At 40.6% G+C, this 14,563-nt stretch carries 15 protein-coding genes and 1 riboswitch; of the genes, 10 read left to right on the top strand and 5 right to left on the bottom strand.

Annotation, left to right across the window (positions count from 1 at the left end):
• Nucleotides 1-29 precede the first annotated feature (29 nt).
• The 5 genes from AMR95_RS09245 (at nt 30) to AMR95_RS09225 (ending at nt 4,265) form a co-directional block, all read left to right on the top strand.
• Nucleotides 30-899, top strand: a complete 870-nt coding sequence (locus tag AMR95_RS09245) for an ROK family protein (protein WP_058838161.1) — start codon at nt 30-32, stop codon at nt 897-899.
• A gap of 69 nt (nt 900-968) precedes the next feature.
• Nucleotides 969-1,814, top strand: a complete 846-nt coding sequence (locus tag AMR95_RS09240) for an aldo/keto reductase (protein WP_039181397.1) — start codon at nt 969-971, stop codon at nt 1,812-1,814.
• A gap of 237 nt (nt 1,815-2,051) precedes the next feature.
• Nucleotides 2,052-2,555, top strand: a complete 504-nt coding sequence (locus AMR95_RS09235; protein ID WP_058838160.1) for a hypothetical protein — start codon at nt 2,052-2,054, stop codon at nt 2,553-2,555.
• A 110-nt stretch (nt 2,556-2,665) separates the two neighbouring features.
• Nucleotides 2,666-3,328: an ATP-binding cassette domain-containing protein gene (locus tag AMR95_RS09230; RefSeq protein WP_058838159.1), complete on the top strand. Its 663-nt coding sequence runs from the start codon at nt 2,666-2,668 to the stop codon at nt 3,326-3,328.
• Nucleotides 3,303-4,265 carry an ABC transporter permease gene (locus AMR95_RS09225; RefSeq protein ID WP_126682311.1) on the top strand — a complete coding sequence of 321 codons (963 nt, stop codon included), beginning with the start codon at nt 3,303-3,305 and terminating at the stop codon, nt 4,263-4,265. Before AMR95_RS09230 ends, AMR95_RS09225 begins: the two co-directional genes overlap by 26 nt.
• Before the next feature lie 29 nt (nt 4,266-4,294).
• Here the strand turns inward: AMR95_RS09225 and modB are convergent, their stop codons facing one another.
• From modB to AMR95_RS09205, 4 genes are all read right to left on the bottom strand, one after another.
• Nucleotides 4,295-4,960, bottom strand: a complete 666-nt coding sequence (gene modB, locus AMR95_RS09220; RefSeq protein WP_058838157.1) for a molybdate ABC transporter permease subunit — start codon at nt 4,958-4,960, stop codon at nt 4,295-4,297.
• On the bottom strand, nt 4,960-5,736 hold the full coding sequence (gene modA / locus AMR95_RS09215) for a molybdate ABC transporter substrate-binding protein (RefSeq protein ID WP_058838156.1): 777 nt from the start codon (nt 5,734-5,736) through the stop codon (nt 4,960-4,962). Before modA ends, modB begins: the two co-directional genes overlap by 1 nt.
• Before the next feature lie 116 nt (nt 5,737-5,852).
• Nucleotides 5,853-7,703, bottom strand: coding sequence for an LTA synthase family protein (locus AMR95_RS09210; protein WP_058838155.1), 1,851 nt, complete (start codon nt 7,701-7,703; stop codon nt 5,853-5,855).
• A 123-nt stretch (nt 7,704-7,826) separates the two neighbouring features.
• Nucleotides 7,827-8,312, bottom strand: coding sequence for a metal-dependent hydrolase (locus AMR95_RS09205; RefSeq protein WP_047202394.1), 486 nt, complete (start codon nt 8,310-8,312; stop codon nt 7,827-7,829).
• 171 nt (nt 8,313-8,483) lie between these two features.
• Here AMR95_RS09205 and AMR95_RS09200 point away from each other — a divergent pair, with 171 nt between their 5' ends.
• The 3 genes from AMR95_RS09200 to AMR95_RS09190 all read left to right on the top strand — a co-directional run bounded on the left by AMR95_RS09200 (nt 8,484) and on the right by AMR95_RS09190 (nt 11,036).
• Complete coding sequence (locus AMR95_RS09200) at nt 8,484-8,912, top strand: MarR family winged helix-turn-helix transcriptional regulator (protein ID WP_047202395.1); 429 nt, start codon at nt 8,484-8,486, stop codon at nt 8,910-8,912.
• Between the two features lie 81 nt (nt 8,913-8,993).
• Nucleotides 8,994-9,137, top strand: coding sequence for a small acid-soluble spore protein SspJ (gene sspJ, locus AMR95_RS09195; RefSeq protein WP_041088277.1), 144 nt, complete (start codon nt 8,994-8,996; stop codon nt 9,135-9,137).
• Nucleotides 9,138-9,259: 122 nt separating this feature from the next.
• Nucleotides 9,260-9,438: riboswitch (Lysine riboswitch) on the top strand.
• A 191-nt stretch (nt 9,439-9,629) separates the two neighbouring features.
• Complete coding sequence (locus tag AMR95_RS09190; RefSeq protein ID WP_047202396.1) at nt 9,630-11,036, top strand: amino acid permease; 1,407 nt, start codon at nt 9,630-9,632, stop codon at nt 11,034-11,036.
• A gap of 240 nt (nt 11,037-11,276) precedes the next feature.
• Here the strand turns inward: AMR95_RS09190 and AMR95_RS09185 are convergent, their stop codons facing one another.
• A complete protein-coding gene (locus tag AMR95_RS09185) occupies nt 11,277-12,215 on the bottom strand; it encodes an iron-hydroxamate ABC transporter substrate-binding protein (protein ID WP_039181380.1) in 939 nt (312 codons plus the stop codon).
• A 259-nt stretch (nt 12,216-12,474) separates the two neighbouring features.
• Here AMR95_RS09185 and AMR95_RS09180 point away from each other — a divergent pair, with 259 nt between their 5' ends.
• Both AMR95_RS09180 and AMR95_RS09175 read left to right on the top strand, forming a co-directional pair.
• Nucleotides 12,475-13,527 (top strand): FecCD family ABC transporter permease, encoded by a 1,053-nt coding sequence (locus AMR95_RS09180; RefSeq protein ID WP_039181376.1) that lies wholly within the window; start codon nt 12,475-12,477, stop codon nt 13,525-13,527.
• On the top strand, nt 13,528-14,550 hold the full coding sequence (locus AMR95_RS09175; protein ID WP_052196534.1) for a FecCD family ABC transporter permease: 1,023 nt from the start codon (nt 13,528-13,530) through the stop codon (nt 14,548-14,550).
• The last annotated feature ends 13 nt before the right edge of the window (nt 14,551-14,563 follow it).

Raw genomic sequence — 14,563 nt, 5'->3', positions numbered from 1 at the left:
GAAAGAGAACGAGCAGGGGGAGATCAATGATGGCCTATTATGGAGCAATTGAAGCTGGTGGTACAAAATTTTGTTGTGCAATCGGTAATGAGCATGGAGACATCTTAGAGGAAATGACGATTCCAACAGAGCACCCGGATCAAACAATACAAAAGCTCATTCCATTTTTCAAGCAGCATGACATTGCAGCATTAGGGGTTGGCTCCTTTGGACCCATTTGTGTTCAACAGGACGATCCTTCATACGGTTATATCATGAACACACCGAAAGTGGAGTGGAAGCAATACCCGTTCATTCCTGAGCTTGAGAAGCAATTAGGTGTCCCCGTATCTTTTACAACTGATGTCAATGCCGCAGCACTAGGTGAATTAACAAAAGGGGCAGCCAAAGGGCTAAGCAGCTGTTTGTATATCACGGTCGGTACAGGCATTGGTGCGGGGGCTGTTGTGAAAAATGAGCTTCTACACGGTCATTCACATCCTGAGATGGGGCATATCCTTGTCAGGCAGCATGAATCTGATCCATTTGCAGGTGTCTGCCCGACACATGGAAATTGCTTAGAAGGACTGGCAGCTGGACCAGCGATTGAGAAAAGGTGGGGGAAACCTGCCAAAGAGCTGACGCAGGATGAAGCGGTTTGGGCACTTGAAGCGGATTATTTAGCGCAAGCGCTTATGCAATACTCGCTCATTTTAAGCCCAGAGCGCATCATCATGGGCGGAGGTGTCATGAAGCAAAAGCAGCTATTCCCACTCATTCGAGAGAAGCTAGCTGCTTATGTCAATGATTATGTGGACCTGCCGCCGCTTGATACATACATTGTCTCCCCTAAACTTGAGGACAAGGCTGGCATGACTGGTGCGCTGCTCTTAGCCATTGAAGCGAAGAGAAACGCCTGATAATAGAGTTTTGAAGCACAACATGAGATAATGAAAGAGATGGAATCTATAAAAAAGGTGGTTGTTAAAATGGTCAAAAGCTTGAATGATACCGTAACACTGAATAACGGAGTAGAAATGCCTTGGTTTGGTTTAGGTGTATTCAAAGTGGAGGACGGCAATCAAGTGGTAGATGCCGTAAAAGCAGCCATACGGAACGGATATCGCAGCATTGATACGGCAGCTGTTTATAAAAATGAGACAGGCGTAGGAAAAGCGATTAAAGAATCTGGCGTGAAACGAGAAGACTTATTCATTACGTCTAAAGTATGGAACACAGATCAAGGCTATGATAAAGCGCTTGAGGCGTTTGACGCAAGCTTAAACCGATTAGGTCTTGATTACTTAGACCTCTATTTGATTCATTGGCCTGGACCAAATGCAGATACATTTAAAGACACATGGCGCGCACTTGAGAAGCTTTATAAAGACGGGAAAGTCAGAGCCATTGGAGTCAGCAACTTCTATATTCAGCATTTAGAAGAGCTGTTAAAAGATGCTGAGGTTGTTCCAGCTGTGAACCAAGTGGAGTTTCATCCGAAACTGACACTTGTTGAACTGCGTCAATATGCAAAGGAAAAAGGCATTCAAATTGAGGCATGGTCTCCGCTGATGCAAGGGAAGCTATTAGATCATGATGTTTTGAAAGACATTGCTGCACGCTACAACAAATCTGTTGCTCAAGTCATCTTGCGCTGGGATCTGCAAAGCGGTGTCGTGACAATTCCTAAATCAATCAATGAAGAACGTATTAAACAAAATGCAGACATCTTTGACTTCGAGCTTTCTAAAGAAGACATGGAAAAAATCGATGCATTAAACAATAACGAACGTGTCGGCTCGAATCCAGAGACGATGACGGTTGGGTTTGAATAATAAAGAAATTGAATAATTATAGAACACCTTTCGATAGGCGTAGAAGTGATACACTTCCATGACTAATGAATAGGTGTTTTTTCTATGAATAAAAGACATTGAAGACATTCTATGCTACTAAGTTATCTTGAAAAACGAGAAGAATTCCTTAAATCTAGCTTAAATATCATGAAATTTATGGAACTATAATGAATTTTATGGTAAATTACTAATTGTAAATAAAAGGATGTTTATTATATGAAAAAAGTCATACTAGGCTTGTCGTTAACTTTGGGTGCTACGATCCTACCTACGACATTTGCCGGAGCAACAAATGTTGATTTGAGTAATGAGCAAAAAGTAATTCAAGAAGATTATTCTAGTAGTACCATGTATGTACAAACAATAAAGGAAACGAATAAAGGTGAGATGTCTACAAGTGCTTCGAAAGTGTATGCGAAAAGGTTAACCACATCTAGAGGGAGCTTTATGGCGTGGTCAAAATCATATGTTGATTGGAAAAATTCTTCGGGTAAAGTTAAATCGAGTTCTGGTTCTCAAGATGCGGGTTACGTCTTCCCTAACAAAGTGGTGAAAAATGGTTCTAAAAGATACTATAAGGGAGCCAATCTTCATAAATGGGCACATAAAACAACCCTTAAATTTGGAACACCTACTCCGTGGGGAGATGTTACCTTTGTGAGTAACTCTTTTACAGATCGAGTTTGGGTTAATGGAAAAGGAAAACATGGTTGGGATTAATAGTATAGATTAATAGAAAAGGCGCTACTTAAGATCTATTTACAAATCATAGTAGCGCTGTTTAAATATTATAAATAATCTCAAAAAATAGTAAGAGGAGTTTTTGGAAAATGATCCAAGTAAAAGGATTGACAAAAACATATCGACAGCAGCCTGTATTTGAAGATTTACATATTCAAATACAACATCAAAAAATAAATTTCATCATGGGGAAAAATGGATCTGGCAAAACAACTTTTATGAAATGTTTACTTCAGTTAGAACAGTATGAAGGGGAGATCTTGTATAATCATCAGCCAATTGATCAAGTAAGGAATGAAATTCAGGTAATGTACGATGATTCACCACTCTATTTGAATCTAAACGGTTATCAAAATATACGATTATTGTTAAATAGCCCTTTTGACCAAAAAAGATGTGATACACTGGCAAAGGAATATCTACCACATGAGATCCTCAAGAAGAAGGTCAAACATTACTCTTATGGCCAAAAAAAGAAATTGAGTTTCATATTGATTGCATTAACAAAACCAACTTATTTGTTCTTAGATGAGATATCAAATGGTTTAGATTATGGAACAATGATGGAATTAAAAGCAATGATTAAGAAGTGGTCTAAAGACATGACCATTATAGCTACAGGTCATCAGTTTGAATTTTATTCATCAATTGTTGATGAATTGTTTATTTTAAAAGACAAATCAATGATTCAAATCCATGACTTTCAGGAAAAAGGAGAGGATTTGGGTGACATTTATCAAGCATATCTTTAAGTTAGTGAAAAAAGAGTTTTTATATCAATATTATGCTAAAACATTTCTTATCTTGTTTATTCCATTGATGCTGATTTCGTTATGGAATGTATATTCTCAATATGAAACGACAAAATCAAACTATGCCCAATATGTAAAAACAGAAAGTGAATATAAGGAGCTAGGTATTGATATAAAAAAGGCTTTGACGATGCCAGTTAACATAGAAGAAGGAGAATTATCAGGTGCTGAAGGAGAAGTCGTAGAAAATGTCTTAAAATATGATTACGAGAAGTTTATTCAATCACTTCATTTGATGGAGCCAACTCAAGCCATTTCAACTAATTTAGAATGGATGGGTTTTATCTTTTATCCACTTGTATTTGGTTTATATGCGATCTATTTAGCGACATATGATGTGAAATATAAAACGATGAAAATTAAAGCGGTTCAATATCGGTGGAACGATATTATGTTTTCAAAGCAACTGTCTCTTTATGTAATCATTCTATGTTTAATTCCTATTCTTTCTCTTATTTCATACATGGCTAGTCATATCTTTTATTATGTCATATCAAAAGATATATCTGTTCAATTGTTTACATATAAAGATAGTACCGAACATTCTATACTGCTTCAATTAATGTTTGTTGTATGTACAAGCTGGTTATTTAGTACACTTGTTTTTTATTTAGGTAGTATATGTCGAAGTTTTATTTTATCTTTGGTTATCTATATGGTCTATTTTTTATTGATCCCTAACTTAGGTGCATTTGATTTAAAAAATATGATTGCCAACTTAGCTTTGCACCTGTTTTCTTTTAAAGGGAACTATCAATTATTTATGCCTATTTCCATGAATATAACCACAATTCTGATCTGCATTTCATTGCTTATCTGTTTGTCGTCCTTGCTGACTTATACTATAGCAAAACGGCAAAGTAAATATGTAGTATAAATCCCCCTATTCTCACATAGAGGGATTTTTTACGTACTGCTTCGGCGTACAGCCAACAGCATGATAAAAGATAGAATCACAATACAAATCGTCCAAGCCCAAGCAAGCTCCATTCGTCCGGAATCAATCGCCACATAGATAGCGGTTGGGAGTGTTTGCGTTTTTCCTGGGATGTTGCCGGCAAACATTAAGGTCGCCCCAAATTCTCCAAGGGCTCTTGCAAAGCTGAGGATGCTGCCTGATAAGAGGGAAGGCAGGGCAAGTGGTACTGTAATATAGGCGAAGACTTGGAATGAATGAGCACCATCTACTTTTGCAGCCCCTTCAATGTCTGACTCAATCGTAGAAAATCCAGCCTTTGCAGATTGATACATAAGCGGGAATGCCACAACTGTTGATGCAATAACTGCCGCCCACCAAGTGAAAATGACCGGCTGGTGAAAGATCCATTCAATCGCGCCCCCGATCATGCTATGCCTTCCGAATATGACGAGCAATAAAAAACCTACAACCGTTGGCGGAAGGACAAGCGGCATCATCAAGAGCGTTTCTACGATCATTTTTCCCTTAAATGATGTTCGCGCCATCCAATAGCCAATCAATGTACCAAAAACAGTTGCCAGCAGCCCGCTTACAACGGCAACCTGCACGGACAGCCAAATGGGAGATAGGAATTCTTCAGTCATCATAGGCATTAATTCACTTGAAAGCCGTACTTTTTAAAAATTGATTTGGCTGCTTCTGATTGAAGAAATTGAAAAAAGGACTTGGCTTCCTCTACATGTTCTGTCCCTTTAACGATTCCTACTGGGTAAATGATTGGGGAGTGCATGTCCTGATTGGCTTCAGCCGCAATTTTTACTTTTTTGGAAACGAGGGCGTCTGTCTTATACACAACACCAGCCTCCACATTTCCTGTTTCTACGTAGCTTAAAACTTGCCGCACATCCTTGCCGTATACAGCGTTCTTTTTCACTTGATCCCAGATGTTCAGCTTTGTGAAAATCTCTTTGCCGTATGTACCAGCAGGAACGGATTCTGGTGTGCCAAGAGCAATCTTCCCTTTTATGTCCTGGGCGTCTTGAAAGCTTTTAATAGAGGAAGAATGATCATTTGGCACAATGAGTACAAGCTCATTTCGGATGGCATCCTTGATAAAATGTTGATCGATATCTCCAGATTGCACAAGCTCATCAAAGGGCGCTTCAGCTGCTGAGAAAAAGAGATCTGCTTTTGCCCCTTGTGCGATTTGCTGCTTCAATGCGCCGGATGACCCGAAATTATTTGTTAATGTCACATTCGGGTGCTCATCATTAAAGGCGGATTCAATTTCCTTTAGTGCATCCTGAAGACTTGCCGCTGCTGAAATGACAAGCTCTGTTTTTTTGCTTGTATCCGATGACTCCATCTCTGTTTGACACCCGCTCAGGAGCAAGCAGATGGCGATGATGGGGAAGAACGCATACTTCATGTTCACACCTCTTATTATTCAATATCATATGTATCCTATATTATAAGCAAACTTATTTGACCATTCATAGGCTTTCAGTAAAAAGAGAAAAGAAAAAGCCGCCAGATGGCGACTTTTTAATGCTGATAAAAACGCAGCAAATTCCCATTGATCACTTTGTCTGATAAGGAAAGTTCTTTATTGGCTTTTTCGATATAAGGCTGACACACCTCATCCTGTTCAACAGGTTCTTTTGTTTTTTGATCATAGCAGGTGTTCTTTGTATAGAGATAATCATCTGTAATAAAGTTCCCGTTTCTCAAAACAGCAAAAGGCGTCCGTTCGTTTGAAAATAAGTCATTGCCAAATTGAATGGCATCCTTCGTTTCAATACCGAGTAAGTGCAGGAGTGTCGGTTTCACGTCGATTTGCCCAGCTGTTTCAGAAATTGTCTGCGGTGCTTGATCTGTGACCCCCGGAATGTAAATTAAAAAGGGCACCCGCTGCAATTTCACAGCATCAAACGGTGTGATTTCATCTTTTTTGAGCAGCTCTGCCATTGCCTGATGATGTGCCTCGGAGATACCATAGTGATCCCCCATGAGGACAAACATTGTATTTTCATACAGTCCTTCTTCTTTCATGCGGTCAAAAAATGTCTTAATGGCTTCATCCTGATAGCGGACGGTCGTCACATAGCGGTTTAAAATGGCGCTGGACGAATCATATTCATCAATCAATTGATCCTTTGGATCGATTTCAAATGGAAAGTGATTGGTCAAGGTAATAAACGTGCTGTAATAAGGCGCCTTCAACTTTTTTAAATAATCAATGGATTGGTCAAAGAAGTCAATATCCTTTAAGCCCCAGCCAGTTGAATTCTGTTCATTGACCTGATACGAATCGACATCATAAAAGCGGTCAATCCCAAACGACTCATACATCACATCACGATTCCAAAACGTTTTATTATTCGCATGAAATTGGACGGATTGATAGTTCTCTTTTTTCAACTGCTTGTATAACGTGTCGTATTCGTTGTCACTCGCTGTGAAAAAGACAGCGCCGCTGCTAGATGGGTAGAGGGAATTTGCGACAATAAACTCTGAATCCGATGTCTTTCCTTGCTCAGTCTGCTGATAAAATTCATCAAAATAAAAACTCTTTTTAGCGAGTTGATTTAAAAAGGGGGTGATGTATTGTCCATTCACCTTTTGATCAACGACAAATTGCTGTGTTGATTCGAGTGAAATGAACACAACGTTCTTACCTTTAGCAAGTCCAAAGTACTCTTCGTTTGGTGCACTGTAATCAGCCTTTGTGTAGTTTGCTACGGTTGAAAGTGTATCTTCATCTGCAAAGGCTTTTTGTCCAATACGCGCTGTTTGGGCAGCGCCGTCATACAGGTGGAACTGGAACAGCCCAAGGTTTCGTACAATCACTTCTCGATCATAAGAGCTTGTCAGAAAGCGAGGGTGATCCATCATGGCTGAACTGACATGAAACAATAGAAAGCTACAGCACACCGCATAATATGTTTTGATTGTTTTAAAGGAGGCTTTTGGCGGTAAAGGTTTGCGCTTTAAAAGCCACGCCAGCACCACGAAATCAATGAGCATCAGTAAAAACAGCGGGTGAAATAATTCTGTCATACTGCTGCCCATATCTCCCATGTTTTTCGCTTGGAATAAGACAGGGATTGTAATGAAATCAATATAAAATCCATAAAAGATCGTATTCGATATGAGAATCGCTGTCAAAATCAAATTTGCGGTTAATAAAAATACCTTTTGCTTCGTTTCATTTAAAAAAAGAGCAATCCCAAACAAAGGAAGCAAAAAGCTAAGTGGATTGATCAAAAGCAGCCATTCATGAAACAGATTGGCCGTTCGTATGTGAAATCCGAATTGATAAATGATGTATGTTTTCATCCACATGAAGAGGATGGAGTACACTAAAAACCAGTGATTTTTGAGAAACGCTTTCATTTATGTAGCTCCTCACCATTCTGTATTCAGCTGCAAGGCAAAAACACTTATCTTAAACCTACTAAAAAAATGAGGAATGATCAATTCATATCCTGTGTTTTTCGGAAAACTCTTTCTGATTCATTAGAATGGGATGGAGATGCCGCAGAGGACAGCGATGTAATAGCAGGTAACGACGGTGAGAGCAGCTAGTACGACTTGTTCTCCTGTGCTGCCTGTTTTGACATAGAAGGGGAGACGCACTTTAATGGAAGCCGGAAATAAAAATTTAATCCCATTCACTGTTCCTGCATCCAGAATGAGATGGCTTGCCATCCCGACTAGTAAACCGATACTTAGGCTGTCATTTGGAATGTATGTTGTTGCTAGAAAATAAATGATCAGCAAAAATAATAAACTGTGTGTAAATGTGCGATGACCGAACACACTGCTGATCAGTGTCGAGAGCAGCGGGAATTTTCTGCCGATTTTACTTTTTGTATGGCAAAGATCAGGGATCAGAGCACCTGCTGATCCAGCAGCAGCCATCGTCACTGGGTCGAATCCATAATAGTAGGCAACGGCTGTGGAGGCGGCAATTCCGCCCATGATGTGTGTTTTTCCTGTCATGATGCGTACTCCTGTTCTATCTTTAGTTCAAGTACTCACTATATCAAGGGTGGATTCATTCAGCAAGGCTTATTTCTAAAGAAAAAGAGGCCAAAAGGGTTGGCTGAATGGAAAAACATTCTATAATAAGGGGGAAGTCATGTTGATACTAACGATAAGGATGCGATTCGGATGGGTAATGCAGACATTTTAAAAGAAATTGTTCTTGTACATTATGAAGTCAGCCGTAAATTAAACCGCAAGTTACTTGAGTTAGAGAAAGACATCACGCCCCCACAGATATATGCTCTTTCTATTTTGATACAAGGCAAAGTATCACATGCCGAAGAGCTGAAGCAAAGACTCTCTTTAAACCCTGGTGCAGCCTCTATTGCACTCAATAAATTATGTGAGCAGGGTTATATTCAAAGAGAACGGGACAAGGACGATTCGTCACTTGTCCGTTTAGAAGTCACGGAAAAAGGGATGGCCATTTATGAAAAGCATACTCGTCTTTTCGGAAAGGTGATTCAGCATATGATGTCAGACTTCACAAAGGATGATTTAAAAACCTTTCTGACGTACTTGCAAAAAATGAGGCAGACCTTTCATGATGATTGAGCCTCTTCCCTTGTATAATGCTGAGCGCTGTAGCACAAATTAAACAGGCAACCGCATTTTATGAAAAGGGAGGAAACAGCGATGTCATTTTTCCAAAAGGATAAAAAGGCGAAAAGTGAGAAAAACCATCAGCAGGTAGATCAGCTGTTAGAGGAAGCAAGTAAAGAGCTAGCAGGCGATCCGCTTCAGGAAGCTGTACAAAAGAAGAAAAACAACGATCAATAAGCAAGGTATAGGGCAGAGAAACAGTTCTCTGCCTTTTTTCTATGTTTTTCCCTTTGACAGATGTGAGAATGTTTGATAACCTTCGTGTAGTAAAAATGAATAGAAATCCTCACGCTATGTCTCAGTGAGGTAGAGGTTGCGCGGATGATGAGTCACTCATAGGAGAGATGGAATCGTAGATCATGAGAAAAAAGGCATCAGCGCCGAAGTGTAGAGAGAGCTCCAACTTTCTTTATGCTGGGTCTGCATTGAATAAATGCAGGACTGCCACGTCTTTGAAGCGTGGAGGGCTATCCGGAGATCAAGGTGTATGTTTTGAAAAGCATGGACTTTTGTTCAGGCTTTTTTTTATGTTCTGAGTCACAAAAATAAGGGTATGCTGTTAAAAAGTAATCCATTATGAACATAAAGAATGCAAGTCATTGCTTCACAAATATATCAATGAAGATACTGCCGGGTCTGGTCCAAAGTGAATAAAACGGAGGTACGGAAATGGAACAGACAAAAAAATGGGGTTTTTGGTTATTGACGGCTTTTGTCGTCGGAAATATGGTAGGTTCAGGCATCTTTATGCTGCCAAGTACGCTTGCCCAGCACGCAAGTCCTTTAGGTGTGACGATGGCATGGCTTGTCACAGGCGGCGGTGTGCTGATGATTGCGCTTGTATTTGGGCATTTGTCCATTCATAAGCCGCAGCTGACGGCTGGACCACAAAGTTATGCAAGGGCGCTTTTTAAAGATCCAAAAAAAGGGAAAGCGGCTGGATTTACAATGGTTTGGGGATATTGGGTGGCAAGCTGGATTAGTAATGTCGCAATTATTACAAGTCTTGCTGGTTATTTAACGACTTTTTTCCCGATTCTCACCGTGAAGACTGAAGTTTTTACCTTTGGAAAAGAATCGGTCACGCTTGGTCAGCTCATGACGTTTATCGTATGTACCCTTCTTCTATGGGGAACACATACCATTTTAATTACAAGCTTAAGTGCTGCTAGTAAATTGAATTTTATTACGACCTTTTCAAAGGTGCTTGGATTTGTCCTTTTTATTGTTGCGGGATTATTTGCATTTCAAACGGCATTATTTGAACATTACTACTTCCCGGTTGAAACAGGCAGCGAAGGAGTGCTTGGCCTTGGAGGTCAAATTCATCATGCGGCCATTTCCACACTATGGGCATTTATTGGAATTGAATCAGCTGTCATTTTATCAGGAAGAGCATCCTCACAGCGTGATGTGAAACGTGCGACCATTACAGGTCTTTTAATCGCACTATCGATCTACATGATTATCACATTGATTACGATGGGCGTTCTGCCGCACGATCAATTGCAAGGCTCTGACAAACCATTCGTAGACGTGCTTCAGCTTATAATTGGGCCAGCTGGCGGAATTGTCATGGCTCTGCTGGCGATTATTTGCTTGTTTGGTTCGATGCTTGGGTGGATTTTACTTGGTTCAGAAGTACCGTATCAAGCAGCAAAGGCTGGTGATTTTCCAGCAGTATTTGCAAAAACAAACAAAAAAGGAAGCCCTGCTTTCGCTTTGACTGTTACAAATATTATGTCACAGCTGTTTATCTTCTCTGTGATGTCACGTACGATTAATGAAGCTTTTACCTTTTTAACTACATCAGCGACACTTGCGTATCTTATTCCGTATATTGTGTCTTCCATCTACAGCTTTAAGGTCATTATGCAAGGTGACACGTATGAACTTCAAAAAGGAAATCGAACGAGAGATGGCATCATTGCACTTGTTGCGATGGGGTATTCAGCTTGGGTCATTATTTCAGGAACAGCCGACTTGAAAACTTTTGGTCTTGGAATCGGTCTATTCTTAGTAGGTATTTTGCTTTATCCATTCATGTCAAAAGGATTTGCCAAAGGAACGGTATAAGAAAGACGTTTCTCCATTTCTGGAGAAACGTTTCAGATTGTTGACAAAGGGCTAAAATGATCTTTATTTTAGCCCTTTGTCTTCCTTTCAGCGTGATAGAAAACCTTTGCATTCTAGGAAGGGCGAGTACCGGAGCAGAGCGAATTTGACATTCGTGAGCACCGGAGCGCAGAACTGACAAAGAATGCGAGGGTTTGTCTACATGCTGAGACGTTTCTCCATTTCTGGAGAAACGTTTTTTTATGATGCAGATGTCAATCGGTCCACAATAAACTCTAGCTGACCCTCTAGTGACACTGGGTCATTAAAGAAGAAACCGACTGGATCTATTTCGAATACATGTTTATTTTTGACGGCAGGAAGTGATGTCCAAATGCTGCTTTGATACACTTGGTCACCTTTACTTTTTGAGCCGCTCCATGGACCTGTGAAAATATAGTCGCCTGCGAATTCTGGCAGCTTCTCAAGAGAAATATTCGCATAGCCAACACCGCTGTCGATCGCTTCTTTTTTGACAGCCTTCGGTGCTTTTAATTTCAGCTCGTCATAAATGATTTCGCCTCCGCGGGCAAAGGTGTTTCCGAAGATATAAATGCCTTTATCAAATGGCGATACAATCGAGACCGTTTTGCTGCCAACAGCTTTGGTTACCTTTGGTTTCACCTCAGCAATTTTGGTATCCCATTTTGTGATCCATTCTGTTGCTTTTTTTGGTGTACCTGTCATTTTACCGAATTCTTTTAGCTGGTCTTTGAAAGAATATTGATTGTATTTTACCGCTACAGTTGGGGCGATTTTTTTGTATTGATCAAACTTCTCATCTTCCCCCCAAGCAATAATCATATCTGGCTTCGAAGCGGCTACTTTTTCGACCGATGGGGTCCTTCCGAGATTTTCCACTCCATCTGTTTTCCCTTTATAAAAAGGGTTTTTAAAGATGGGTGATGTTGTAGCAACCGGAGTTTTGCCGAGTGTGACGAGGTCCCCGTAATAGCTTTCTGCAAGAAGCACTATTCGTTTCGGATTTTTCGGAAGCTTCACTTCACCTTTTGCATCCTGATATGTCATCATGTCATTCTTTTTCGCTGCAGATTGTTTATTTGAAGTGCTGCCGCAAGCGGCTGTAAAGATCATAAGAATCGATAAAGAAATCAAAAGAAATCCAGTTCGTTTTTTCACAAAAGTTCTCTCCTATTCATTTTTCCTTGATAATGATTCTCAATTTCATTTTTTATCGTAACATGATAGGAACAAAAATGCATTGGCTAATTTAGGCCTAAAGAAAAATGATGAAATTCTCACAGTTTTTTGATGAAAATAAAGAAATTTATCAGAACAATGATTTCAAAAAGAAAAGAAAGTGATATACTAGACTTCGAGATTGATAATCATTATCACTAATAAAGAATAAACATGAACGGAAAGGAAGAGACTGGTTTTGGGCTCACAATCGAATAAACAGCTGCCAGCCAGCGATGATACGATCGATATTGTCACGAAGCCTTTTGGAACAGCAGCTGTTATCATCATAGGAATCATCGCTTTATCATTTGGTCTTTTTTTATCGGTATCATTAGGAGCGGCAAACATTCATCTACAGACTGTATGGGAAGCCGTTTTTCATTTTGATCCACAAGAAACTTCACATCAAATCATTCGGGAATTGAGGCTGCCGCGCACAGTTGGAGCCGCGCTCGTCGGTGCCTTTTTAGCCGTATCAGGTGCCATTATGCAAGGAATGACAAGAAATGCGCTGGCGTCACCGGAGATTATGGGTGTGACAAATGGCTCCGCATTTGCGATTGCCATTGCATTAGCATTTTTCCCTGGCCAATCTTCTTTCACATTAATTCTTTGGTCATTTGTTGGAGCCGCACTCGGTGCCTCTATTGTATTTGGTGTCGGTACTATGTCAAAAGGGGGACTGACTCCGGTTAAACTCGCACTAGCTGGTACAGCGGTTGGAGCACTTTTGAGCTCAATTTCTTCAGCCATTGCCATTCGTTTTGACGTCGCTCAAGATATGAGCTTTTGGTATGCTGGCGGAGTGGCAGGTGTGAATTGGAGCAACATTCATATCATCATTCCAGTTGCCATTGCAGGACTAATCATTGCAATGATCCTTGCCCGTTCGATCACGGTTCTGAGCTTAGGTGAAGAATTGGCGAAAGGACTTGGACAGTATACGAAAACGGTCAAGGTGCTTGGCGTATTGGTTGTTATTCTTTTAACGGGTGCTGCCGTGTCGGTAGCGGGCTCTATTGGTTTTATCGGGCTTGTGATCCCTCATGTCACTCGATTCTTGGTTGGAGTGGACTACCGCTGGATTATCCCATGCTCCGCTATTTTAGGTGCCACTTTGTTAATTTATGCAGACATTGCTGCGAGGCTGGTCAACGCTCCGTTTGAAACGCCAGTCGGTGCCATCACGGCGATTATAGGCGTTCCTTTCTTCTTATATTTAGCTAGACGTGAAAGGAGCGGAATCTAAATGGAAATGGTGCAGCAAGCAAAGAAAAAGAAATATCAACGAACGATGCTCATGATCTTTTTCGCGATCGTAGCTGTGTTCCTTATTAGTTTAAATACCGGAGAAATTCGTATCTCTCCGATGGATACATTGAAAACACTTTTTGGATTCGGAAGTGAGATGGATGAGCTCGTATTATTCGAATTCCGACTTCCAAGAATGGTCATCGCTTTACTTGTCGGTGCTTCTATCGCTGTATCAGGCGCGATTTGGCAAGGCGTTTCTCAAAATGGTTTAGCTGACCCAGGTATTCTCGGCGTCAATGCCGGCGCTGGCTTTGCCGTTGTGCTATTTATCTTTGCATTTCAAGGCACGATGACGAATTTAGGTGATTTCACGATTTTTGTACTGCCGCTTTTCGCGTTCGTAGGTGCAGCCTTTGCTGCATTTCTCATCTATGTGTTAGCGTGGAAAAAAGGCATCACACCTGTTCGATTGATTTTAACTGGTATTGGTGTGAATGCTGCGTTTTCAGCAGCGATTGTGGTCATTCAATTGAAAATGAGCCCAAATGATTTTAACCAAGCCATCGTGTGGTTATCTGGAAGTATTTATGGCTCAAGCTGGACGTATGTCCTGTCTGTTCTACCATGGATGGTGATTTTCCTTATATTCGCGATTGTCAGATCACGCTATTTAAATATCATGAATTTGGGTGATCAGCTGTCCTATGGATTGGGTATTTCAGTTCATAAAGAAAGAAGCTTGTTCATGCTGATTGCCGTTGCATTAGCTGGTGCGAGTGTTGCTGTTGCAGGGAGTATTTCTTTCCTAGGGTTAGCCGCACCGCACTTGGCGAGAAAGCTTGTTGGGCCAAAGCATCAAGGAATGATACCGGCCTCCGCGTTAATTGGGGCGCTGTTATTATTATTGGCGGATACACTTGGCCGCGTCATACTTGCACCATCAGAAGTGCCAGTTGGCCTTGTCGTTTCTGCTTTAGGCGCACCTTACTTCATTTACTTATTGATGAAATCGAACTAATGAGGAAGGAGAG

It is taken from the genome of Bacillus sp. G1(2015b) (assembly GCF_001482475.1).
GTDB lineage: Bacteria > Bacillota > Bacilli > Bacillales > Bacillaceae > Bacillus > Bacillus safensis.
Note: the sequence above shows the minus strand (reverse complement) of the source record. Positions and strands in the feature narration are given on the sequence as shown.

What these genes read in the sequence shown, in the direction of transcription:
- modA (WP_058838156.1), bottom strand. Translation starts at nt 5,736, where the DNA reads ATGAAGTATGCGTTCTTCCCCATCATCGCCATCTGCTTGCTCCTGAGC.
- modB (WP_058838157.1), bottom strand. Translation starts at nt 4,960, where the DNA reads ATGCCTATGATGACTGAAGAATTCCTATCTCCCATTTGGCTGTCCGTG.
- AMR95_RS09190 (WP_047202396.1), top strand. Translation starts at nt 9,630, where the DNA reads ATGGAACAGACAAAAAAATGGGGTTTTTGGTTATTGACGGCTTTTGTC.
- AMR95_RS09205 (WP_047202394.1), bottom strand. Translation starts at nt 8,312, where the DNA reads ATGACAGGAAAAACACACATCATGGGCGGAATTGCCGCCTCCACAGCC.
- AMR95_RS09210 (WP_058838155.1), bottom strand. Translation starts at nt 7,703, where the DNA reads ATGAAAGCGTTTCTCAAAAATCACTGGTTTTTAGTGTACTCCATCCTC.
- AMR95_RS09240 (WP_039181397.1), top strand. Translation starts at nt 969, where the DNA reads ATGGTCAAAAGCTTGAATGATACCGTAACACTGAATAACGGAGTAGAA.
- AMR95_RS09245 (WP_058838161.1), top strand. Translation starts at nt 30, where the DNA reads ATGGCCTATTATGGAGCAATTGAAGCTGGTGGTACAAAATTTTGTTGT.
- sspJ (WP_041088277.1), top strand. Translation starts at nt 8,994, where the DNA reads ATGTCATTTTTCCAAAAGGATAAAAAGGCGAAAAGTGAGAAAAACCAT.
- AMR95_RS09230 (WP_058838159.1), top strand. Translation starts at nt 2,666, where the DNA reads ATGATCCAAGTAAAAGGATTGACAAAAACATATCGACAGCAGCCTGTA.
- AMR95_RS09235 (WP_058838160.1), top strand. Translation starts at nt 2,052, where the DNA reads ATGAAAAAAGTCATACTAGGCTTGTCGTTAACTTTGGGTGCTACGATC.
- AMR95_RS09175 (WP_052196534.1), top strand. Translation starts at nt 13,528, where the DNA reads ATGGAAATGGTGCAGCAAGCAAAGAAAAAGAAATATCAACGAACGATG.
- AMR95_RS09200 (WP_047202395.1), top strand. Translation starts at nt 8,484, where the DNA reads ATGGGTAATGCAGACATTTTAAAAGAAATTGTTCTTGTACATTATGAA.